The 21,815-nt window shown below is 63.0% G+C and carries 15 protein-coding genes and 1 pseudogene; 7 read left to right on the top strand and 9 right to left on the bottom strand.

The genetic code is table 11. The features are described from left to right. The first annotated feature begins 121 nt into the window (after positions 1-121). Both LZ605_RS04850 and LZ605_RS04845 read left to right on the top strand, forming a co-directional pair. Positions 122-361, top strand: a complete 240-nt coding sequence (locus tag LZ605_RS04850; protein ID WP_146027648.1) for a hypothetical protein — start codon at positions 122-124, stop codon at positions 359-361. 312 nt (positions 362-673) lie between these two features. Continuing rightward, on the top strand, positions 674-6,733 hold the full coding sequence (locus tag LZ605_RS04845) for an ATP-binding protein (protein WP_026070503.1): 6,060 nt from the start codon (positions 674-676) through the stop codon (positions 6,731-6,733). Positions 6,734-7,537: 804 nt separating this feature from the next. On the opposite strand, the gene LZ605_RS04840 is transcribed toward LZ605_RS04845, so the two are convergent. The 3 genes from LZ605_RS04840 to LZ605_RS04830 form a co-directional block, all read right to left on the bottom strand. Continuing rightward, the gene (locus LZ605_RS04840; RefSeq protein WP_249844010.1) at positions 7,538-7,777 is read right to left on the bottom strand and encodes a hypothetical protein; all 240 of its coding nucleotides are present in this window, start codon (positions 7,775-7,777) and stop codon (positions 7,538-7,540) included. Between the two features lie 244 nt (positions 7,778-8,021). Next, the gene (locus LZ605_RS04835) at positions 8,022-8,306 is read right to left on the bottom strand and encodes a hypothetical protein (protein ID WP_146033506.1); all 285 of its coding nucleotides are present in this window, start codon (positions 8,304-8,306) and stop codon (positions 8,022-8,024) included. 34 nt (positions 8,307-8,340) lie between these two features. Then, positions 8,341-8,715, bottom strand: a complete 375-nt coding sequence (locus tag LZ605_RS04830) for a hypothetical protein (protein ID WP_102947326.1) — start codon at positions 8,713-8,715, stop codon at positions 8,341-8,343. 138 nt (positions 8,716-8,853) lie between these two features. On the opposite strand from LZ605_RS04830, the gene LZ605_RS04825 reads away from it, so the two are divergent. The 3 genes from LZ605_RS04825 to LZ605_RS04815 all read left to right on the top strand — a co-directional run bounded on the left by LZ605_RS04825 (position 8,854) and on the right by LZ605_RS04815 (position 11,283). After that, positions 8,854-9,078 carry a hypothetical protein gene (locus LZ605_RS04825; RefSeq protein WP_102947325.1) on the top strand — a complete coding sequence of 75 codons (225 nt, stop codon included), beginning with the start codon at positions 8,854-8,856 and terminating at the stop codon, positions 9,076-9,078. Between the two features lie 74 nt (positions 9,079-9,152). Then, the gene (locus tag LZ605_RS04820; protein ID WP_102947324.1) at positions 9,153-10,820 is read left to right on the top strand and encodes a cyclic nucleotide-binding domain-containing thioredoxin-disulfide reductase; all 1,668 of its coding nucleotides are present in this window, start codon (positions 9,153-9,155) and stop codon (positions 10,818-10,820) included. 160 nt (positions 10,821-10,980) lie between these two features. Continuing rightward, entirely contained in the window at positions 10,981-11,283 is a 303-nt protein-coding gene (locus tag LZ605_RS04815; protein WP_102947323.1) for a putative quinol monooxygenase, read from the top strand. Between the two features lie 41 nt (positions 11,284-11,324). On the opposite strand, the pseudogene LZ605_RS04810 reads toward LZ605_RS04815, so the two are convergent. Both LZ605_RS04810 and LZ605_RS04805 read right to left on the bottom strand, forming a co-directional pair. Further along, positions 11,325-11,926: pseudogene (locus tag LZ605_RS04810) on the bottom strand (DDE-type integrase/transposase/recombinase); the annotation flags it as partial. 143 nt (positions 11,927-12,069) lie between these two features. Continuing rightward, entirely contained in the window at positions 12,070-13,122 is a 1,053-nt protein-coding gene (locus LZ605_RS04805) for a DNA-binding protein (RefSeq protein ID WP_102947322.1), read from the bottom strand. A 273-nt stretch (positions 13,123-13,395) separates the two neighbouring features. On the opposite strand from LZ605_RS04805, the gene LZ605_RS04800 reads away from it, so the two are divergent. Both LZ605_RS04800 and LZ605_RS04795 read left to right on the top strand, forming a co-directional pair. Continuing rightward, positions 13,396-14,976, top strand: coding sequence for an ATP-dependent nuclease (locus LZ605_RS04800; protein WP_026070029.1), 1,581 nt, complete (start codon positions 13,396-13,398; stop codon positions 14,974-14,976). Further along, entirely contained in the window at positions 14,954-16,051 is a 1,098-nt protein-coding gene (locus LZ605_RS04795) for a UvrD-helicase domain-containing protein (RefSeq protein ID WP_043033512.1), read from the top strand. The genes LZ605_RS04800 and LZ605_RS04795 overlap by 23 nt, the downstream gene beginning before the upstream one ends. Before the next feature lie 15 nt (positions 16,052-16,066). Here the strand turns inward: LZ605_RS04795 and LZ605_RS04790 are convergent, their stop codons facing one another. From LZ605_RS04790 to LZ605_RS04775, 4 genes are read right to left on the bottom strand one after another with little or no spacing between them, the layout of a single operon-like run. Beyond that, positions 16,067-16,342: a hypothetical protein gene (locus tag LZ605_RS04790; protein WP_019184735.1), complete on the bottom strand. Its 276-nt coding sequence runs from the start codon at positions 16,340-16,342 to the stop codon at positions 16,067-16,069. Next, positions 16,339-19,530 (bottom strand): efflux RND transporter permease subunit, encoded by a 3,192-nt coding sequence (locus tag LZ605_RS04785; RefSeq protein ID WP_049402758.1) that lies wholly within the window; start codon positions 19,528-19,530, stop codon positions 16,339-16,341. The genes LZ605_RS04790 and LZ605_RS04785 overlap by 4 nt, the downstream gene beginning before the upstream one ends. An 8-nt stretch (positions 19,531-19,538) precedes the next feature. After that, complete coding sequence (locus LZ605_RS04780; RefSeq protein ID WP_021201906.1) at positions 19,539-20,489, bottom strand: efflux RND transporter periplasmic adaptor subunit; 951 nt, start codon at positions 20,487-20,489, stop codon at positions 19,539-19,541. Further along, positions 20,486-21,763: a TolC family protein gene (locus tag LZ605_RS04775; protein ID WP_043033510.1), complete on the bottom strand. Its 1,278-nt coding sequence runs from the start codon at positions 21,761-21,763 to the stop codon at positions 20,486-20,488. The genes LZ605_RS04780 and LZ605_RS04775 overlap by 4 nt, the downstream gene beginning before the upstream one ends. Positions 21,764-21,815: the final 52 nt, after the last annotated feature.

Here is a 21,815-nt window from a genome sequence, read left to right as displayed (position 1 = left end):
CGGTCTCTGATGATCTCCCGTCGCAGTCGGCCCTCACGTCACGGAGATCGGGTGATCTGTGCCCGATGCTTGAGTCGGCCGTCTCCAGTAAATCGCGCGCGGCTACACCAAAGATCCTGCGATGCTTGGCGGTGCGAAAGGCAATGGCCACTCGACCCTGCCGTCCGATTTGCCGCTCTCGCATGGCAAGAAGAATCCCGTTTATGCGGTCATGGTCGAAGGTCCGGACGGCACCAGATTGCAAGCAGAAGCGGAGCTTCGTCTCGACCACTTTCGACCTGGCGGCTACAAACTGATTGCCTATCTCCCTAGACTCGATAAAGCTGATGTGCCCGTGATTAGCAAAGTCTGGAAGGTGTAAGTCGAGCCTCCGTTTCGGGCCGACAGCTGCCATGCTTCACCCCCGATAATTCCCCCTGCCCCCCCCTTTGTTCCGTTGATGTCCGCCTGCGGCCACATGCGTCCGATCAGCTCCTACGGACAAATGTCAGCCATGGGCTGAACAGCCGTTCTCGCGTCCGTGCGAGTGACCGATGTGATCGACGACGGATATACTTCGATTCACAATGCCGCTCGATGCGGCGACGGCATACCCGCTGGTGCTCGACGCCCCCGGGTTATGCTGGAGCGGCTCCCTTTTCTCAGGTTCGCACCCACTACCCAATCCATATTTATGGCCTCGAAAGCGCCCAAAAATTCGCAGCCATCCGCTGCTACAGCTCCCGCAACGGCACCGGCGGAGGGCGAACGCCGAGCGCTTCGTGGATACGTCGGCCAGTACGAGCGCGCGGGCGCTGCCATCTATGCCGCGCTTGAGCGCGACGAGCTGCTTTGGATTGGCGTCGCTGACCGCAACGCGGGCATTGCGGACGACCTGGTACTAGGATTCGATGGATTGGTGGTCGGTCACCAGTTCAAGACGTCCAAGTTCCCAGGCACTTTCACTGTTGAGACGCTGTTTACTGGTGCCAATGGTCTCTTGAAGCCCCTAGTTCAAGCTTGGCAGTGCCTGTCCAAGGACAACCCAGGAAGTCGCGTCGAGATTCACTTGGTCGTCAACGACTTTCCATCGGTTACCGACAAGCCAGGCGACGGCAGGCTACGGCACAGCGCTGCATTTCTCGAGGAGTTCCAACAGCATCCAAATCGGTCGCTGTCGGATTGGTCCGCGCGAGGATGGAGCCGACTGATCGACCACCTGCGCCGCGAAGCCGGCTTAAATGATGACGACTTCGAACAGTTCATGCATGCCCTGCGCGTGGTGTGCGGAGCTGCAGCGAACTTCATCCAGTCGCACAAGCTGAATGCGGAGCAGGCGAGACAGGCATGCGAGATTGCCAGCGTGCTGCCCAAGCTAGTCGCCGATGAACGCGACAAGGACAGGTGGACGCGTGACGAGCTGCTTCATGAGCTTGGATGGCGCGATCCCGCCAAGACTTTGCTCATCCATCGGTTCCCGGTCGGCGCCTATGTCCAGCGCAATCGGGACACTGAGGTCAAGCTACTAGCAGCGCTTCATGCCTCCAATCACGGCTACGTCTCACTCATAGGACCACCTGGCTCCGGAAAATCCACTCTCCTGCAGGTTGCGCTGGCCACTGAAGCAAGTGTCCGGCTCGTTCGTTACTTAGCGTACGTGCCGGGCGCGGCTCAAGGCGTGGGTCGTGGGGAGGCCGACAACTTCCTGACCGACGTAGGTACGCAGCTGCGGAACAGCGGTTTAGTTGGGCTTCGTCTTCGCGATGACTCGCTATCTGAGCGCCGCGAACAGTTCGGCGTCCTGCTACGGCAGGCTGGTGAGCGCTTCACTCGCGAAGGGATCCGTACAATCATCGTTGTCGACGGGCTAGACCATGTGCCACGCGAAGAACGGCCGACCAATTCGTTTCTGGGAGAGCTGCCTCTTCCCGCGGCAATCCCAAATGGGGTCGTGTTCGTGCTCGGCACGCAACGGTTGGATCTCGCTAATCTGAAGCCCGCCGTAAGAGCGCAAGCGGAGAAGAGCGAGCGACAGGTTCTCATGGGGCCTCTCGGTCGCGAGGAACTCACCTGGATGGCGGATGCGCTAGGCTTGCCTGCCGAGATTCCAAGATTGGATCTCAGCAATCTCACGCATGGCCACCCGCTGGCAACGCGCTACTTGATTCAGGCACTGCTGCACGCTGACGAAGCTGGTCGCAAGCACCTTCTTAGCGGCGGGATGCCGTTCGACGGCGATATTGAGACTGTATATTCAGCTGCTTGGCGCGAGATCGCAAACGATGTCGATGCCATGGATGTGCTGGGCTTCATCGCTCGGGCTGAGGCACCCATGGACCTGCGACTGCTGGCCACGATGGTCAAGGAGTCCTCGATTGAACGCGCCCTGGTCATTGCGCAGCACCTGCTCCGCAGTTCATCCCGGGGATGGAGCGTCTTCCACAACAGCTTTAGGCTGTTCGTCATCGCTCAACCGCGAACCCGCCTCGGGAGCGTCGACGCTGAATACTCGCAGCGCGTATACCGCAACCTTGCCCAGTTGGCGAAGAGCGCGCCACCTGAATCGGCACAGTACTGGCTTGAGCTGCGCTACCGCGCGCGTGCCGGCGACGGTGCCGATGTACTGGCATTGGCGATGCCCGCTCGCTTCAGGCAGCAGCTGGCTGACGGGCGTTCTATCGCCGAGATTCACGCCGACATCCGCCTCGCCCTGCTGGCAGTGCGTGAAACGCACGACGCGACCGCCTTTACACGACTGCTGCTGTGTCGTGACGAAGTGGATCGGCGCAAATCAGCCCTTGAGTACGCCAACCAACTCCCGCTGGCTATGCTGGCGGTGGGGAACATTGAAGCAGCTGTCTCCCTCGTGCAGGACTTCCCCAGCCAGGGCTACGAGGTCGTCGACGCCCTACTAGCGCGAGGCGACTTCGACCGCGCGAAGGAGCTGTTTGAAAGCCTCGAACCACTATCGCAGCTCCATACGCCCAAGTTCAGAAACTACGGGCACCAGCACAACATCAAGGAATTCGAAAGATGGGCAATGCGCGCCGTCCACTTCCGAGACACCGAGCAGATCCAGATAGCGATTGATCATCTCGCCGCAGAGGGTCTAAGGGAGCCGGAAACGGTGGATCCGCAATCTGCCGTAGCGCTGCGGCTGCATCTTAGGAGGGAAGCCGCAAAGGCGATGCTAGGTCAGAAGGTTGGCTCCGATCCTCAAGAACTATGTAGCAAGCTCGGAGTAGCCAACGAAGATAAGCCGTCGGTGATGGTTCACGCAGGGCTTGCGGCCAGTCGACGTGGCGACGTTGGGCAAGCGCTTGCGCTGTTTGATAGTGCCGTCGCTCTTCCCCGGTTCGGGGAGGTACCAAACGGCTACCGTCAACGGATGGCGCTGATCGCATTCGAAGCTGGCCGTCGTGACCTAGCCGAGGCCCTGTTCGACAAGCTGGTCGCACCGATGATCTCCATGTGCGACGACAAGACGGACCTGGCTGGGCTGGGCAATCTGGTCGGCGCAGTGATGCATCACGCGAGGCTTTGCACGCTGCTCAAGAGGCCACTGCCAAGCGTGACACCGTCGAAGCACACCTTCCTTCATCCACTCCAACAGCACGCTTCGACGATAGGTGTGCTTCTAGCTCGCGCTGCCGGCGTCAACGGGTCCTTATCGGCAGGCGGCATCCAAGGCATAGCCCGCACGTCCCTTGGGTATGTCCTACGTCTCGCATCAGAAGGCGGCAGCGAGTCATACCGTATCCAGCAGTCTTTGAAAGCGATCCCCACGCTCGTGCAAGCGCTGCTGAGGCTCGGCGCCGAGCGCGGTGAGACTGAGTATCGCGCGGTACTTCGGGAGGTTGACTCAGCCATCGCTTCATCGGCGTCGAAGGGAACTGCTTACCTGCGACGCAGATTGGCTGTCGATGCATATCGCGTTGACGGTGATCGTGCGGCGGCGGCGGATCGGCTTAATGCCCTCGTGGCGGAGCTTAAAGAAAGTACACCAAGCGAGCAGATCGACGGGCTAGCGAATCTAGCCATCGGGTTGGCTGCGGTCGGGGAGTTAGAGCGGGCGAATCAGTTGCTGGCGACGGTTCCTGAGCAATGCCTTGGCTATGCCTTGGCTCCCAAGAAAGACCCGCAGTACGCGATCTGGCGAAACACTCTAGCTCTCGCGAACGCGGCTGACCCGGAAAACCGTGTCAAGCGGGTCTCAGACCTGATGCGTCAGGTCGGTGGCATGACCAAAACGGAAGGGTCGTCGGCCGCGCGTCGCCTTACCATGGCACTGATTAAGGAAGCGATGCAGGTTGGACCTCGCTTCGGCTTCGAGGTGTCAAAGACACTGGCGGATTGGCATCTAATCGGCTGGCCGAATCGTGTCGACCTGCTCATGACGGGGATGGTCAGGCGAAACCCTGAACTCGTCTTGGCATGCGCGACCGTCTGGTGCGGTCTCTGCCTGCCATTCTATATGGAACCGCACTACCGGGATCCGTCCCATGTTGGTGACTTCATCGACGCCTCCGCGGACGCAGCCGGCCCTGACCAGATTGAACCGCTCGCTCTGATGCTGCTTGGGGCGGTCGAGGTAGCCAGCAGAGCGCACGAGAGAATCACGCTGCTCCAGCGCATTCACAAGGCTTCCGGAAAGCATGGATTCTCGTCGCCTGAGCTCGAAGCCGCCATCGCCCGGTGGACGCCAGAAGCGCCGGAGCCTCGACACTCGTATACGTCTAACAAGTACGCCTCGGAAGCTACTCTCGCGGATCTTGAACTCGCGTTTGAAGCAGATAGCGACGAGCTGAACCACAACGCCCCGGACCGTTTCGAAGAGCTGGCAGACACAGCTCCGATTCATCTGGCGCGAAGGGTCTTTGAGCGCTGGCAGGTATTGCAGGACAACGCACGCTGCCGTTTCCTGATGGTGAAGCGGTTTGCTGCAGCCGATGAGGTCGATTACGCCAAGAAGCTTATGCAAGGCTACGAGACAAGCAACGACCCCTGGAGTTCCTGGAGCCAAGGGATGGGTGGCGGCAAGTTCTTCTACTTTAAGGCGAAGAAGCTTCTGCACGGATCATCCACATGCCCTGCGGCCTTCGAGAACATAGTCGATTCAGTGACAACGGGCCAGGAGAATACCCAGGCACTGCTCACAGAGCTGGATTCGATACTGCCGGTCATCAGCTTGACGCCAGATTGGCCGGCTATCTGGTCGCTGATTGAGGAGCAGATGACCTGCACTCGCGAGTTCCAGTTGGGGCGACCCTTCCAGTCGAGCGAGCTACCACTCAGCGACACGGACCTTTTGGAGGAGTTGCTGCACTTTGCCTATCGACTTCCCATTGCAGAGGTTCAGCGGCACGCGCGCAATTGCGCCCTGAGCTTGGCAAGGCAAGTCGGACAGGGTCAATCTTTGTTCACATCCCTTATCCGGCGACTTATGGACGGTGACTTGGACGCCCCCTTGCAGGCACTCGGAACGCTGCTCGCTGCCGACAGCGCGAACCTCGAGCCCGTATTGGGCCGCGCCGTAGCTGCAATGGTCAGTCACCGTGACATTGCAGTAGCCGAGTCAGCCACGCTCTTGTCGCATCGGTGGGGGCTGGCTGTCTCTTTTGACGCGACGCCACTGCCGCTCTTCTATCTCCTCGAATTCAGTGACCTGCCAGAGAGCGACCAGGCATTCACGGACGAGAGAACTGGTGCAATGCGCGTCGAATCGCCGCTTGGCTGGACTCGTATGTTGCGCTCGACGGCACGTCACATTGCAAAGGCGGCAGACATCGAGGAGATGACAGTTCGCCGTCGCGCGGCGATGTTCATCCAGGATTGGGGTGGACTTGAGGCCTTCGGGCCCTCTGGTGTCAAAGAGCTTGAGGCTCAGCTTCGTGTCCTTGATATGCAGATCACTTACATGAAGCCACACGCCTACATCGCCATTGCTGCCCTTCGCCACGTCGCAGGGGAGCTGCGCCTGGCCGGCAAGTTGGAGAGCCGGGACAGTCCGATGCTGTTGGAGAGATTGGGCTACCCGCTTCCGCCTCGGCCATTGATGCTCCCGCGAGTTCGTCCCGAGTGGATTCGAAGGCCGCTGATTGACCGAAGTGCCGGTTGGTCCGAGCGAGAGCAGAAGTGGATTGACGAGGTTGACGGCGATGTTGCCCCTTTCCTGGCGCACTGCGACGGCCAAGTCGTGGCCGAGGTGTCTCGCTTCCATATCCACAAGGCACGACTGTCAGAGCACCGCTTCTACCGCTTTAGAGCACCTTGGGCAGAGACTGATAGTGAAGAGTTCGACGATTGTTACGCCAAGCTGCCCATCGCTGTTTGGCTAGGCCAGTACGTCCCACTCGACAATGATCTGGCACCAACGCTGGTAAGGCGAGTTGTCTGCTCCGTGGACATGGGCTTTGACACAGCGGCCAATCCGTTTGCATTATGCCCAAACTGGGTTGAGGGGCTTCGCTGGCGCGCTCATGACGAGACACCGAGCGTATTCTTCGATGCGAGCGGAACGGTGGTCGCAGAGCTTCACTGGTGGCGTGACGCTGGCCCGGTTGGAATCGATGCGGATTCTCTGTGGGGCGAGGGTTGCTACCTCGTTGTGACGCCGGCTGGCCTGGAACAACTCACCGCCGCTTATGGGAAAGAGTCCTTAGCCGTTAATGTGTTCGCAAGCAGGCATATAGAGCAGCCGAGTAATTGCGGGCAAACTCTCCTAAGAACGGCGAAGGGCGGATACTCGGTCTAAGGCCATCCATACTCCGCTTCGATCCTAGACGCTAAACTACAGGCTGTTATCGCTGACGCAGCCCTTCTGGCGTAAGAACTGGAACGACCGCTATGCGTCGGAAGCAGCCATTGCCCTACCACGATAGACACCCCGAATCCATGTTTGGCCTTGAGCCTGCTTCGGTCCATCGCTGTTGGAGCCAAGGCTGAACCTAAAGCCCATCCTTCCTGGGCGCATCGGATAAATCGGGAGAGACTTCAATATCTTCTAGCCGGTCACTCCCAGGATTCGCGCGGAGCCTGGAAAAGAGGCAGAGTCGAATCTTGGCGCTAGTCGAAGTGACACCATTGGTCCAGATCTCTCCTAGATCTTTGAGCGCAGCCTGCACCCACGCTGCCCCGCTGCCCGTTGAGGTAGCCGGCCTGCATACGCCCACGGCCCAGCAGATCCGACTGGGCCATGTTAGGCGTCACAACCTGGAGCGGCTCACCTGGCGATGCCAGCTGGCCCCATATCGGCTGGACCACGCAAAGCGCCGTCTGTCACCACAGGGATACGCCGAAGAACAGCGTTCATCCGGCGGTTCTTCGGCGACCTGCTACCAAGGACTTACTGGGTCCCAAGCTGCTTGAGTGACAGTCCCGCCTGAGTTGCCGCCCTGTTGCTGTTCGGCCACAGCTGATTGTGCCCGCGTAGAACCAATCAGTGTGCACAGGGTCCTTTCATCTATGTACATCGAATTCACAATGAGCCAACAGGACCGAGTATCTATGCGGGGCGCAACACCAAGATGACTAGCCGGCTCCATCTCACCCATACGCATCATTCAAAGCGCTGTTCCCGTCGACTGTGATCTTCCGCCTCCCTCTGTCGCTCTCTTCGCACTGTGAGCTCGATCCGTTCAAGCCTCTCCGCCACAAGATTCCTAACTTCGGCCAATGGATGCTCCAGCAGCTCAGCAAAAGCTTTGGCCCGAATTTCTATGATGTCAGCCAACGAGCTAGACCAACTCATGGGCTGGATTCCGGCAAACATCACATCGACGATGCATTGCTTGTCCACTGCGGCTTCCAGCAAGCCTTTGATGGACGCACTGAGGACAACGCGTTTGGGATGTTCTAGTGGTATATCGGTTGCCTCTAGAGGGTCGGCAGGGATTCGTGCGAAAAACAGCCAAAAGTTACCTAACAGGCTGAATCTGTAAATGATTTCCCTTATCGAATCGGTTCTTGCGCATTGAGCGGCATATCCAGAACCACGTCGCACTCCGAGGTAAGGTGTTTCAAAAGCGCGGGCACGGGCGGGATCATGCAGGTGCGACCTTTGGGCATGAACGCGTTGATTCCGCTGCGGTAAAACGCGGTGCCTCCCGAACTGCCGGCCTTGGAGAGCACGAGCGCTTTTGCCGGCCGGCGGATGGGTTGACCACCGTCGCCAGCGGGTACGCATGAAACCCGCCATGCGCGTTGTAGATGATCATGGCGTCACCTACTCCCGGCGGCTGCGCCTGCAGATGGGCTTTGACAGTGGTCGATGTCCAGCCAAACAAGGGATATCCCTCGGGTTCCGGGATCTTCTTTTCACGAATCATGCGGGTTCGGTTTATGCCACCACCGATAAGGCGTTCATTGGCCCGCCCTCGGGTGCACCCGCGATCCCGGCGCGCCGGCGACCAGCTCGGCGAACGCCTCGGGGTCGACATCGGCGAACTCGGCTCGCGCGCTCGCGCGTGCCTGCGCCTCGCATTCGGGTTGGAGCGCCCGCGCATCGGCCAGACAAACCGTCGCGCTGTCGAGCGCGGCGGTTGCTGTGGCGGTCGACTCCTCAAGTTGAGCCACCACAGCCGATAAGAGCTCCTCATCGCCGAAAATCTGCCGGCGGATGAAATCGCCCAGCGACAGCCGCGCCGCTTTCGCGCGGCGGCTGGCGTTGGCCTTTTGCTTGGGGGGCATCAGGACCACGACCCGTTCCGTGGCGTGCTCGGGGGTGTTGACACCCATGTCGGACTGCCCGCATATGTAGGTGTGTCAACACTTGGCACATCCGCACGCCGCCGGCGCATCGATCGTCGATGACTGCCGTTCGAATTTTGGGGGCGCTGTTATGCTCACTCGTACGCAATAAGTTCCAGGACTGGCATGGAGCGCGACCGCTATCCCCTTCTCACCATCCCGGTGCCGCCTGACTTCGCCGAGTACTGTGAAGGCCACGGCGCTGCCCCGGCAGCGGTCCTGCAGGCGTTCATGGCCGACTTGGCGCCGACCGTTGAAAGTGGCACTAGCCTGGACCGAGGGAGAGCCGCCCAGTGGTTTCATGCGATCGCGTGGGACCTGCCGCGCTGGAGTGACGAAGACGTTGACTGACCTCACGACCAGCTTCAACCTCATCACGACCATATAGCTAACATACGTTGCTGGAAAACCTCCCGCGCAATCATATGACCAACTCGACCGACCCTTGGACCCGCCGCCGCGCGCAAGCGTTTCCGACGCTGACCCAGGCGCAGCTCGAGGCCGTTCGGGCCTTCGGGACGGTGCATGACGTGGAGGCGCACGAGGTGTTGTTCGATGTCGGCGAGCAGCACGCCGAGTTTATTGTGGTTCTGAGCGGGAAGTTGCGCATCTCCCACTTGGGCTGGGAGGGCGAACAGGAGATCACCGCGCACGGGCCGGGTGAGTTTTCCGGCGAGATCGATATGTTCTCCAACCGGCGCAGCCTGGTGCGCGGGACCGTGATCGAGGCAGGCCAGATGCTGTTCATCGCTCGCGAGGGATTCTGGAGGCTGATCGCGCGGCATGCCGATATCGCCGAGGTGGTAACGCGCGCGTTCATCCTGCGCCGCACCGCACTGATCGAAAATCAGCAGGGCAATGTCATCGTGGTCGGCTCAAGCCACACGGGCGGCGCCTTGCCCATCAGAAGTTTCCTGACGGGAAACGGCCACCCCTATCGCTATGTCGACGTGGACAGCGACGCGAGCGCCGAGACGTTCCTGCGCGAGCTCGGCATTGCGCGCGCGGACCTGCCGGCCGTCGTCTGCCGCGGCGAGCTGATGAAGCGGCCGTCGCCGCGCGCGATCGCCGACTGCCTGGGGCTGTCGGAGCCGCGCGAGGCGGTGGAGGTCTACGATGTGGCCGTGGTGGGTGGCGGGCCGGCTGGCCTGGCGGCCGCGGTGTATGCCGCCTCGGAAGGTGTGCGCGTGATCGTCATCGAGGGCACCGCGCCGGGCGGCCAAGCGGGCACCAGTTCGAAGATCGAGAATTATCTGGGCTTCCCCACGGGTATATCGGGCCAGGCGCTGGCCGGGCGCGGGCTGACCCAGGCGCAGAAGTTCGGCGCCGACGTGGTGACACCGCGCAGCGCGTGCTCGCTCGATTGCCGCCAGCGACCGTTCACCCTGGGACTCGACGACGGCGAGGCGATCAAGACCCGCACCGTCGTCATCGCCAGCGGCGCCGAGTACCGGCGCCTCGGTCTCGACAACGAACACGATTGCCAGGGCGCCGGCATCTATTATGGCGCGACCCATGTGGAGGCCTCGCTGTGCGAGGATGAGGAGGTGGCGGTGGTGGGCGGTGGTAACTCCGCCGGTCAGGCGGCGGTGTTTCTCTCGAACCGTGCCCGGCACGTCCACATGCTCGTGCGCGGGCAAGGATTGGCCGACAGCATGTCGTCGTATCTGATCAACCGAATCGAGCCGTCAGACAACATAACGCTTCATCGGCATACGGAGGTCGCTGGCCTGATCGGCAATGGTGCGTTGGAGAGCCTGCTCTGGCGGAACAACCAAACGGGTGAGACCGAGGAGAGGCCTATACGCCACCTGTTCGTGATGATCGGCGCGACCCCGAATACGGGGTGGTTGGGCGGGTGCCTGGCGCTCGACGACGCAGGCTTTATCAAGACCGGCGGCGATCTGGCCTCGGAAGATCTGAGCCATGCGGGCTGGGCCCGTGACCGGAGGCCCTTTCTGATGGAGACCGACCGGCCTGGGGTCTTCGCGGTTGGCGACGTGCGTTCCGGCAGCGTCAAGCGCGTGGCTTCGGCCGTCGGCGAGGGCTCGATCGCCGTGCAGTACCTGCATAGCATTCTCGGCGAGAGTTGAGCTGTCTAACCAATGCAAAGTGATGTGGTGGCGGTATGCGGAGTAGCCATTCTCGGCGTCTTGTTCCAGATTGTCACAGGAAGAGCGAAACCGCAGCACCGGACCGGGTCAGTGCTGAAGCTGCCCGGGCCGCGTCCATCCAACCCCAAGGAGAACCGACATGGTAAGCAAAGCACTATGGGTCCCACTCGAAGCCAAACCCGGCAAGGAAGCCGAGGTCGAGGCGTTTCTCAACAGCGGCCTTGAACTGGTTCAGCAGGAACCCGGCACCGCGACCTGGTACGCCGTAAAATTGGGGGCGTCGACGTTTGGCATCTTCGACACCTTTGATGACGACGCCGGTCGAGACGCCCATTTATCCGGCAAGGTCGCCGAAGCCCTGATGGAACAAGCACCGGATCTATTCGCGAAGGACCCGGAAATCCACAAGCTCGACGTACTGGCTGCCAAGGGTGCCGCATAGCCCGCACGCCGGCAAACCCCGTACGATCACCCGAGAGGATGCTACTTGTCGCATCCCGCACGATCATAAGGCCGTTTGTTGAAGAGCATCGGATGGGACTTGTACCAATCCTTCATGGACTGGATCGGTGTCTTGCTTTTCAACACGGACTGCGGCAACTGGTGGTTGTACAAGGCCACGTAACGTAACAGGGTGTGCTCCAGGTCGTCGGCGCCATGGAAGTGGTGGGTGTTGAGCACGTCGCTGATGCGGCCATTGAAGCGCTCGACCATGCCATTGGTTTTCGGCGTCCTGGGCTTGGTCAGGCGGTGCTCGATGCCCAAGGCCCGGCACAGCCGGTCGAACTCGTGATGGCCACTGGGCTGACGCTCGCGCGTGGCGAACAGGCGATCGGTGAACTCCTTGCCGTTGTCGGTCAACAGTTGACGATCTTGATCGGGCTGGCCTGGTGCAGCGCCTGCAAGAAGCTGTGGGCACTGGCGGCGCTCTTGTCGCTCTTGATCGCCACGAACACCCAACGCGTGGCCCGATCAATGGCGACAAACAGATAGCGTCGGCGACGCTCATCGGCCATCTGCGGCAAGTACTTGACGTCCATATGGAAGTAGCCCGGCTCGTAAAGCTTGAAGGCCTTGTGCGGCACTTTCGCAGCGGCCGGCTCGGCGGCTTGCAGTTCTTGCCACACCATAAGACAACGGGCGTGGTAAGCCTCCCGCGCGGCGCCAGCCCCGCGATGGCATCATCAAGTTTGCTCATGTGAGTCTCCGGACGTTCAACGCGATGAGGCTAAGGGGCGGCCTTCTCACGGGATGAGATCGCATCGGCCGCGCTGTCGTTGGCGTGCTCGGGGCGGAATTGTGCCAGCAACTGTTCCAGCGTTTCCTGGCGCACGCCAGCGCGCAGCGCATTGGCTTCGGCTTGCTCGCGGCGCTCCCGCTCCCGGGTGGTTTCGGCGCGGGCGTCGGTGAGTTCGATGCGTACGCTGTCCAGCGTTCGTACGTCCTCGGCCCATCGTGTCTGCAGGGCCTGGTGCTCGGTCGCGGTCAGTCGCAACGCATCCAGTTCCCGTTGCTGTGCCTCCGCGGTGTGCTTGGCCTGCGCCAGTTCGCGCTCCAGACGCCCGTGGCGCTCCAGCCACTGGCCGTTGTCGCGATTGAGCTGCAGCAGCTCGTGGTTCTTGGCGGTCAGCGCTTCGTTGGCCTGGCGCAATGCGACTTGCAGTTCCTGCACCTGCTGCTCGTGCCGGCGCTGCTCCTGTTCGCGCTGCTCCTTGACGGAGGTGCGGTAGTGCTCCAGCGCCTGGCGTGCGTGCTGGTGCTTCTCCTCCAGCGAGCGGGCGTGCGCCTCGTGCTCGACCACGCGCGTCGTCAGCCCGGCGACGCGCTCCTCCAGCTGGCGCACCGTGGTGTTCGCCTCAGTGAGGGCCTGCTGCCCCTGCGCGCGCGCCTCGGTTTCGGCCTGCAGGGCGGTTTCGGTGCGTTGCAGTTGGGTGCTCAGCGCGGCCGCCTCCTGCCGTTGGCTCTCCAGCGCGGCTTCGCGCTCCCGCATTTGTGCCTGGAACTGCTCCCGAGCCTCGGTAATCGCAGTCTCGGCTTCTTCGTGCAGGCGTGCTGCGAGCCGGCCGATCAGGTCCTGCAGCGCATCGCTGACCGCCACCGTCGCCCCGACACCCTGGCCTTCCTCCGCCTCCAATTCCTTGAGGTAGCGATGGATGGTCGTCTTGGAGCCCGTGTTGCCCAAGGCGATACGAATCGCATCGAGAGAAGGATTGATGCCTTGCGCCAACAGGCTGTCCCGCGCCTTCTTGATTTCCGACTTGTAGAGCCCGCCGCGTGCCATGTCCGCCTCCTGAGAATTTCGTACCGTAGTACGTACTACGTATTTACGTACTATATAATATCAAGTCAAGCCGTATTTACGGCTGACTAGTTACGCGGGATAATGTGGAATTATCCCGCGTAAGGCGGATTCTGACCCTTCCCGGCGTCCCAAGCAGTACGAAACCGCCCAGGGCCGGCGATCGCTGGGTAGTATGGCCCAGAGCGGAAAGGAGGCCAGCCAGGGTGCAGGCAGGCTCCGCCACCGAGCCCGTTGGCCATCATAGGACTGTGCATGCCGATCGAACGTATCGTCATCGACAACTTCAAGTCGTTTCGCCATCTGGACCTGCCCCTCAATGCCCACATGAACCTGGTGGTGGGCGACAACGAGGTCGGTAAATCCACCCTGCTGGAGGCCATCCACGCGGTGGTCACCGGCCAGCTGCATGGGCGCAATCTTGCCTACGAGCTCACGCCCTACCTGTTCCACCAGCCCACGGTGCAGGAGTACTTGGGAGCGCTTGCCACGGGCACGCCGGCCTCGCCGCCACGGATCTCCATCGAAGCCTATCTGGGCGCCGACGCCGCGCTGGCGTCGTTACGCGGCACCAACAACTCCCTGCGTCTGGATACCGCCGGCATCCGGCTGCTGGTCGAGCTCAACGACGACTACCGCGAGGAGTTCAACGCCTACCTGCAGCAGCACCAGGGCGCGGTCAGCCTGCCGGTGGAGTACTACACGGTGCGCTGGTACTCCTTCGCCAACAATGGCGTCACCGCCCGTAGTATTCCGTTCGACTCGACCATCATCGACACGCACGGCATCAAGACCTTGTCCGGTGCCGATCGCTATATCGCCGGCATCATCGAGCAGGCACTGACGCCTGCGCAGCGCGTCTCGCTGTCGCTGAGCTTCCGCCGCATGCGGCAGAGCTTTTCCGAAGAAGCGGATGTGGCAGCGATCAATGCCTACTTGACCGAGCACACCGGGGACATCAGCCACAGGGCATTGACGGTAGGCGTGGACACATCGCCGCGCTCAACGTGGGAAACCAGCCTGTCACCCTACCTGGATGAGCTCCCGTTCACCCAGGCCGGCAAGGGCGAGCAAAGCGCGGTGAAGATGAAGCTGGCGATGCACGCGGCCGGCGCGGCTCACGTGCTGCTGATCGAGGAGCCGGAGAACCATCTGTCCTATTCCAGCATGACCCAGCTGATCGACAAGATTGCGGCCCTCTCCACCGCCCAGCAGGTGATCATCGCCACCCACAGCAGCTTCGTGTTGAACAAGCTGGGCGTGGACAACGTGATCCTGTTCAGCGCGCAAGGCCAGATGAAGCTGGACCAGCTGCCCAGCGATACCCACGACTATTTCATGAAGCTGCCGGGCCACGACACGCTGCGGTTGATCCTGGCCAAGCAGGCGATCCTGGTGGAAGGCCCTTCCGACGAACTGATCGTGCAGCGTGCCTACAGTGACCATCACGGCGTGGCGCCGATGGCTCACGGCGTAGACATCATTTCGGTCAAGTCGTTGGCATTCAAACGCTTCTTGCAGATTGCCGATCGACTGAGGATTCAGGCCAAGGTGATCACCGACAACGACGGTGATATCGCAGTTGTGCAAGAGCGCTATGCCGAGCACATCAACGCGATCTATTACGATTCCGACGAGAGCGCCCCTTCGCTGGAAGAGCAGCTGATCAAAGCCAACTCGCTGGCCGAACTCAATACCGTGCTGGGCAAGGCCTTTGCCGATGAGGTGGCGCTGCTCAAGTACATGAAGGGCCATAAGACCGATACGGCCTTGGCGATTTTCAATAGCCCGCACTCGATCAGGTTCCCGGACTATGTCCAGCGTGCCATCACCTAACCGGGTCCTGCTCTCGGCAGCCGGCTCGGGCAAGACCACGTTGCTGGTCCGGCAGGCCTTGGAGCGACCTGAGCGCCGCATCGCGATTGTCACCTACACGCTGGAAAACCTGGAAGAGATCCGGCGCTCGTTTGAGGCCCACGCAGGCGCGGTCCCCGCGCATGTCACCTTGCACAGCTGGTATGGCTTTCTGCTGCGCCAGTGCATTCGCCCGTACCAGGCTGCGCTTTGCCCTGAGCCTCGCATCGAGACCATCCTGTTCGTAGAAGGTGTCACCAACAACCGCGCCCCACGCACCCAGGTGGCGCGCCACTACCTGGCGGGCAACCGGATGTATTCGGACCGAGCGGCCGATTTCGCTGTGCGCTGCGATGAGCTGACCCAAGGCCAGGTCGTGGCGCGATTGGCGGCGATGTACGACGAGCTCTACATCGACGAAGTCCAGGATCTGGCCGGCTTTGATCTGGATCTGGTCGAACGGCTGTTGAAGAGCGAGATTGCCATCACGTTGGTAGGCGATACGCGCCAAGCCACGTATGCGACCAACTATGCGCAAAGGTACAGCCAATACCGTGGTCCGAATCTGGCAGCGCTGTTTCAGATTTGGGAGGCCGACGGCTTATGCCGGCTGGATCACCGCCTCACCAGTCTGCGCTGCGTCCAGGCCCTGTGCGATATGGCTGACACGCTCTATCCGCAGATGCCGCGGACCCAATCAGGCAATGGCGAGGTCACCGGACACGATGGCATCTACCTCGTCGCTCCAGGGGATGTGGCCGCGTACATGCAGGAGTTCGCCCCCACCGTGCTCCGGCATGACCGGCGGCAGGCGTGCGACGGACTGCCGGCGGTGAACTTTGGGCAGTGCAAGGGCCGCACCTACAGTCGGGTCCTCATCTTTCCGAACGGGCCGTTGACGCAGTACCTGCGCACGGCCGATGCAGCGCGTATCACCGCGCCGCCGAAATACTACGTGGCCTTCACCCGGGCGCGGCAAAGCGTGGCCTTTGTGTATGCCGGCGCGTGCGCGTTGCCGGGTCATCAGCTCTATGCGCCTGCCAGCGCAGACGCATAGAGCCAGGGGCTGCGATCACATCTTCTTTAACGGCGCCGCGGTGGGCGGCGGCGGTACCGGGCCCGGGTCGTTGAAACACAGCATGATCTGATCGATGCCGAATTGATCGGCCAGGACCTGGGCAATCACAGCATGCACCAGGTCCAGGTCGACCGAGGGCGCCGCGACCGTGATGGTGGCCGCGATCGCACGGCCATGCTCACCGGCGACCAGGCGCAGGTCGTCCACCGCTTTCACGCCCGGGTCGGTAAACATCGCCGCACGGACCTGTTCCAGGTTGAGCTCGTTCATGGGGACTCCAAAGCAGTGCTACCGGCGCGGGGAGCTCGGTCGCGATGCAGCCAACGATAGAGCACCGGCAGCACCAACAAGGTCAATGCGGTGGATGAGACGATGCCGCCGATGACGACAGTGGCCAGCGGCCGCTGCACTTCCGAGCCAGCACCGACATTCAAGGCCATGGGTAGGAAGCCCAGCGAGGCTACCAGGGCGGTCATCAACACCGGTCGCAGGCGTCCAAGGGCGCCGTCGCGCACAGCGTCGTCTAGCGGATCGCCCTGTTCGCGCAGACGGCGGATGAAGGCGATCATGACCAGCCCGTTGAGTACGGCCACGCCCGACAGCGCGATGAAGCCCACGCCGGCAGAGATCGACAACGGAATCCCGCGCAGAGCCAGTGCCAGCACACCGCCGGTCAGCGCCAGCGGCACGCCACTGAACACAATGGCCGCATCCTTGGCCGAGCCGAAGGCCATGAATAGCAGAGCGAAGATCAACGCCAGTGTCACCGGAACGACCACGCCCAGGCGTTGGGTGGCCGAGATCAGCTGCTCGAAGGTGCCGCCGTAATCGATCCAGTAGCCCTCTGGAAGCGCGACATCCTGGCCGATGCGTGTGCGCAACTCGCCGACGAACCCGCCCAGATCGCGCTCGCGCACGTTGGCGGTGATCACCACGCGGCGCTTGCCGTTCTCGCGGTTGATCTGATTGGGCCCGCGCTCTACCTGGATCTTCGCCACTTCCCGCAGCGGCACCGTGCGAGGCCCCCCATTGGCGCCGGCGGCCAGACGGCTGGACTCATCGACACTGGTGCTTGCCGGCAGCGGAATGGGCAGATCTGCCAGCACAGCGGGGTCTTGGCGCTGCGCTTCGGGCAGGCGCACGACCAGGTCGAAGCGGCGGTCGCCCTCGATCAACTGGCCGGCAACACTGCCCCCAATGGCGGTGGCCACCGTTTCCTGCACATCGCCCGGGTTCAGGCCATACCGTGCCAATGCCGCCGGATCTGGCGTGATGGTCAGCAGCGGCAGGCCGGAGACCTGCTCGGCCTTGACGTCTTCGGCGCCGGGGACGCTACGCATGACCCGCTCGACCCGGCTGGCCAGGCGCGTCAACTGGTCAAGGTTGTCGCCGTAGACCTTGACCGCCACGTCCGAACGGACGCCGGAGATCAACTCGTTGGTGCGCATCTGGATGGGCTGGGTGAACTCGTAGTTGCTGCCCGGGATTTCCTTGGCCGCCGCCTCCAGCTCTTCCACCAGCTCGGCCTTGGGCTTGCGCGGGTCGGGCCACTGGTCGCGGGGCTTGAGCATCAGGAAGGTGTCGGCCATCGACGGCGGCATAGGATCGGTGGCCACCTCGGCGGTGCCGATCTTTGAGAAGATGTTGGCCACCTCCGGGAACTGGGCCAGGCGCTTCTCCAGCGTTTCCTGCATGGCCACCGACTGCTCCAAGCTGGTGCCGGGAATACGCATGGGCTGCAAGGTGATGTCGCCCTCATCCAGGCTCGGCACGAACTCCGAACCCAAGCGGGTGGCCAGCACGCCACAGCCCACCACCAGCACGGCCGCGCCGGCCAGCACCACCACGCGCCGACGCAGGGCCCAATCCAGCAGCGGCGTATAACGGGCACGCGACCAGCGCATCAGGCGGTTGTCGTGCTCAGCCACACGGCCGCGCAGGAAGCTGGCGATCGCCGCCGGCACGAAGGTCAGCGACAACACCATGGCGCCGGTCAGGGCCAGCACCACCGTGATCGCCATCGGGTGGAACATTTTTCCTTCTACCCCGGACAGCGAGAAGATCGGCAGGTAGACCGCGGCGATGATGCCCAGGCCAAACAGGCTGGGACGGATCACCTCGGCGGTGGCCGAGGCGGTCAGGTCATAGCGCTCTTCATCGTTGAGCTGGCGGCCTAGCGCGTGCTGCGCCTCGCCGAACCGGCGCAGACAGTTCTCGATGATGATCACCGCCCCGTCCACGATCAGGCCGAAGTCCAGCGCGCCCAGGCTCATCAGGTTGCCCGACACGCCGCCACGCACCATGCCGATGATGGTGAACAGCATCGCCAACGGGATCACCGCCGCGGTGATCAACGAGGCGCGCACATTGCCCAGCAGCAGGAACAGCACCACCACCACCAGCAGCGCGCCCTCGATCAGGTTCTTGGACACCGTGCCGATGGTGCGATCCACCAGCGCGGTGCGGTCATAGACGGCCTTGGCATGGACGCCGGCAGGCAGGCTGGCGTTGGCGGCATCCAGCTTGGCCGCGGCCGCCTGGGAGACTTCCCGGCTGTTGGCGCCGAACAACATGAAGGCGGTACCGACCACGACCTCGTGGCCATTCTGGGTGGCCGCGCCCGTGCGCAGCTCCTTGCCTTCGCCCACGCTAGCGACGTCGCGCACCCGAATGGGCACGCCATCGCGCCGGTCCAGCACGATGTTGCCGATTGCCTCCAGATTGGCTAGCTGGCCCGGCACGCGCACCAGGAACTGCTGTCCGTTGCGCTCGATGTAGCCGGCGCCGATGTTCTGGTTGTTGCGCATGACCGCGGCGACCACGTCGTTCAACGTGAAGCCCAGCGCCACCAACTGAGCTGGATCGGGAGTGATGTGGATCTGCCGCTCGAAGCCGCCGATGGTGTTGACCTCGGTGACGCCGGGCGTGGTGCGCAGCTGCGGCCGGATCACCCAGTCCTGCAGGGTGCGCAGGTCCGTGGCCGTGTACGGGGTGCCGTCGGGCTTGCGAGCGTTGGGCTCGGCCTCCACGGTGTACATGAAGATCTCGCCCAACCCGGTGGAGATCGGCCCCATTTCCGGGTCCAACCCTTCGGGAAGCTGGGAGGCGATCTGCTGCAGGCGCTCGGCGACCTGCTGGCGGGCAAAGTACAGGTCGGTGCCGTCCTTGAAGACGACGGTGACCTGCGAAAGCCCGTAGCGCGACAGCGAGCGGCTGTAGTCCAGCTTGGGCAGACCGGCCATGGCCGTTTCGATGGCAAAGGTGACCCGTTGTTCGGCCTCCAGCGGCGAGTAACCCGGGGCCTGGGTGTTGATCTGGACCTGGACGTTGGTGATGTCGGGTGTGGCGTCAATGGAAAGGTGACGGTAGCTCCACACGCCCAGCGCAACCAGCGCAGCGGTGAGCACTAGCGTCAGCCAGCGATGGCGGATGGACAGCCCAATGAGGCGTTCGAGCATGGCGGGCCTCATTCTTCTTCCACGGTGGACTTTTCGATGTCGGCCTTGATCAGGAAGCTTTGGGCCACCACCACCTGTTCACCGGCCTTGAGGCCTTCCAGCACTTCGGCGCGTTCGGCGTCGCGGCGCCCCAGCTTCACCGGCCGGGTGTGGTAGGTTTCGCCCTGCTGCACGTAGACCACGTCCTGGTCTTCTGCGGTCTGCAGCGCCGTGATCGGCACCACCAACGCTGCCGATTGGCGATCCACGGTGACCCGCGCCTTGACCGCCGACCCCGGCCGCCACAGGCCATCGGTGTTGGCCACCGTGCCGCGCGCAATGGTGCTTTGGCTGGCGGTGGCGGTGCCGGGCAGGACGCGCTCCAAGGTGGTCTGTGCGGTGACGCCATCGCTCAAGCGGGTAACCGTCACCGGCACGCCAGCACCGATGTGCTGGGCGTCGGCGCCGAAGATGTGCAGGTCCACCCACAGCGTGGACAGGTCGGCGACCTCAAACAGCGGCGCGCCCTCAGCGGCGGCCATGCCTACGGCGGCCGTGCGCGCCATGACCACGCCACTGATCGGCGCGGTGACGGTATAGGTGGTCAGGCTCAGGTTGCTCTCTACCGTGGCCAGTGCCTGGCCGGCCCGTACCTGATCACCCACGCCCGCACGCACGGAGCGGACCGGTCCGGGGAAGCGTGCCGTGACCTGCGCGATGCGACCGTCAATCGGGGTCAACAGCCCTTGCACCTCATGCTCGTCAGCAATCTCACCGGGGCCTGCCGGTGCGACCTGGATACCCGCTGCCTGCGCAGCTTTGGCGGCAATCTTGGTTTCCAGCGGCGCTTCCTCGTGCTCGCCGTGCTCTTCGCCCTCAGCGGCGGCGCCGCCTTCGGACGCTTCGTTGGGGGCCGACGCGTTGCAGGCGGCCAGCATCATCAGGGCCATGCCCAGTGCGGTCCAAGAAAAGCGATTCATGGGGTCTCTCCGGTGGAAGCAGCCGCCGGCGGCGCGACAAGCGCTTGGCCGGTCAGGCGTTGAATTTCGATCAGGGCGCGCTGCGCATCGAGCGCCACGTCCAGCTGCTGCTGGGCCATGGCCGTGCGTTCGGACTGCAGCTGTGCCCATTCCAGGTAGCTGATCGCGCCGGCGCGATAGGCGCGCTCGGCGGCCTTCTCAGCCCGGGCCAACTTCGGCAGCACCTCGCCTTGCAGCCGTGCCACCTCGGCCTGCGCCACGGTGTAGCGACCATGGGCTTCGACCAGCGTGGAATACAGCGACAGGCCCTTGGCCTCGCGCTCGATCGTCAGAACCTCCAGCTCGGCTTCGCCGGCGCGGATCTCCGGCTGCGCGCGGCTGCGGCTGCCCAGTGGCATGGACAGGCTGGCCACCAGCGCGGTGTCGTCAGTCTCCTGCAGGCGGCGCACGCCCAGCTGCCACGACAAGTCCGGCGAGGCCGCCGAACGCGCCAGCTGCAGTCGTGCCTGCGCGATCCGGCGGGCATCGGCAAACTGCGCCAACTCGGGAGTGCGCTCCAATTCCTCGGCCAGCGACTGCATGGACGCGATCGCCGGCAGGGTCATGGGATCCGCCGCGGCCACCTCGAAGCTCGGAGCACGTTCGCCCCAGAGGGCAGCAAGGTGCTGCCGGGCGGCAATGCGCTGCTGCTCGGCCCGATCACGGGTCAACTCTGCTCTCGCCAGTGCTGCTTGTGCGGTGAGCATCACCGATTCGGGAGACGCGCCAGCCTGCAGGCGCTGCCGGGCAGCGGCGACGGTCCGCTGGCGCTGGCCGACATCCATGTTCGTCAGGCTGCGTTGCCGGTCGGCACCGACAACGGCCAAATAGCGCTGCGCCGTCTCGGCGAGCAGGTCCAGCCGCCTGGTCTCGCGCTGCACGGCCAGTGCATCAATCCGGCTTTGGGCCAAGGTGCGGCGGGCGTCGAGCTTGCCGCCGCGCTCCAGGACCGAGCTCAGGCTCAAGGTCAACTCCGCGCTGTCCAGGCCACGGGCCGCGCCCGTGCCCAGCGCATTTTCAACCTCCGCCCCCAACGTCCACGGTGGCCGCTGCACGGCCTGGTCGCGCTCGGCAGCGAGCACCGTGGCTCGCGCATCGACCAGGCGCAGCTCGGGGTGGGTTTGGGCCACGCGTGCAAACGCGTCGTCCAAGGTCATCAGCTCTTCTGCTGTCGCCGGCGTTGCCGCCGCGCTCAACAGTAGCCACGCGGCCAGGGCCGCCAATCGCACATGCATGAAGTACTCCAGAATTTTCGATAGCCAACAGGGATCCGGCGCACGCCGGCGC

It is taken from the genome of Stenotrophomonas maltophilia (assembly GCF_023518235.1).
Taxonomy (GTDB): domain Bacteria; phylum Pseudomonadota; class Gammaproteobacteria; order Xanthomonadales; family Xanthomonadaceae; genus Stenotrophomonas.
The sequence above is the reverse complement of the archived record's forward strand: the minus strand, read 5'-3'. Positions and strand labels throughout refer to the sequence as shown.

What these genes read in the sequence shown, in the direction of transcription:
- LZ605_RS04790 (WP_019184735.1), bottom strand. Translation starts at nt 16,342, where the DNA reads ATGAACGAGCTCAACCTGGAACAGGTCCGTGCGGCGATGTTTACCGAC.
- LZ605_RS04820 (WP_102947324.1), top strand. Translation starts at nt 9,153, where the DNA reads ATGACCAACTCGACCGACCCTTGGACCCGCCGCCGCGCGCAAGCGTTT.
- LZ605_RS04845 (WP_026070503.1), top strand. Translation starts at nt 674, where the DNA reads ATGGCCTCGAAAGCGCCCAAAAATTCGCAGCCATCCGCTGCTACAGCT.
- LZ605_RS04800 (WP_026070029.1), top strand. Translation starts at nt 13,396, where the DNA reads ATGCCGATCGAACGTATCGTCATCGACAACTTCAAGTCGTTTCGCCAT.
- LZ605_RS04780 (WP_021201906.1), bottom strand. Translation starts at nt 20,489, where the DNA reads ATGAATCGCTTTTCTTGGACCGCACTGGGCATGGCCCTGATGATGCTG.
- LZ605_RS04830 (WP_102947326.1), bottom strand. Translation starts at nt 8,715, where the DNA reads ATGGGTGTCAACACCCCCGAGCACGCCACGGAACGGGTCGTGGTCCTG.
- LZ605_RS04825 (WP_102947325.1), top strand. Translation starts at nt 8,854, where the DNA reads ATGGAGCGCGACCGCTATCCCCTTCTCACCATCCCGGTGCCGCCTGAC.
- LZ605_RS04815 (WP_102947323.1), top strand. Translation starts at nt 10,981, where the DNA reads ATGGTAAGCAAAGCACTATGGGTCCCACTCGAAGCCAAACCCGGCAAG.
- LZ605_RS04775 (WP_043033510.1), bottom strand. Translation starts at nt 21,763, where the DNA reads ATGCATGTGCGATTGGCGGCCCTGGCCGCGTGGCTACTGTTGAGCGCG.
- LZ605_RS04785 (WP_049402758.1), bottom strand. Translation starts at nt 19,530, where the DNA reads ATGCTCGAACGCCTCATTGGGCTGTCCATCCGCCATCGCTGGCTGACG.
- LZ605_RS04795 (WP_043033512.1), top strand. Translation starts at nt 14,954, where the DNA reads ATGTCCAGCGTGCCATCACCTAACCGGGTCCTGCTCTCGGCAGCCGGC.
- LZ605_RS04835 (WP_146033506.1), bottom strand. Translation starts at nt 8,306, where the DNA reads ATGATTCGTGAAAAGAAGATCCCGGAACCCGAGGGATATCCCTTGTTT.
- LZ605_RS04850 (WP_146027648.1), top strand. Translation starts at nt 122, where the DNA reads ATGCTTGGCGGTGCGAAAGGCAATGGCCACTCGACCCTGCCGTCCGAT.
- LZ605_RS04805 (WP_102947322.1), bottom strand. Translation starts at nt 13,122, where the DNA reads ATGGCACGCGGCGGGCTCTACAAGTCGGAAATCAAGAAGGCGCGGGAC.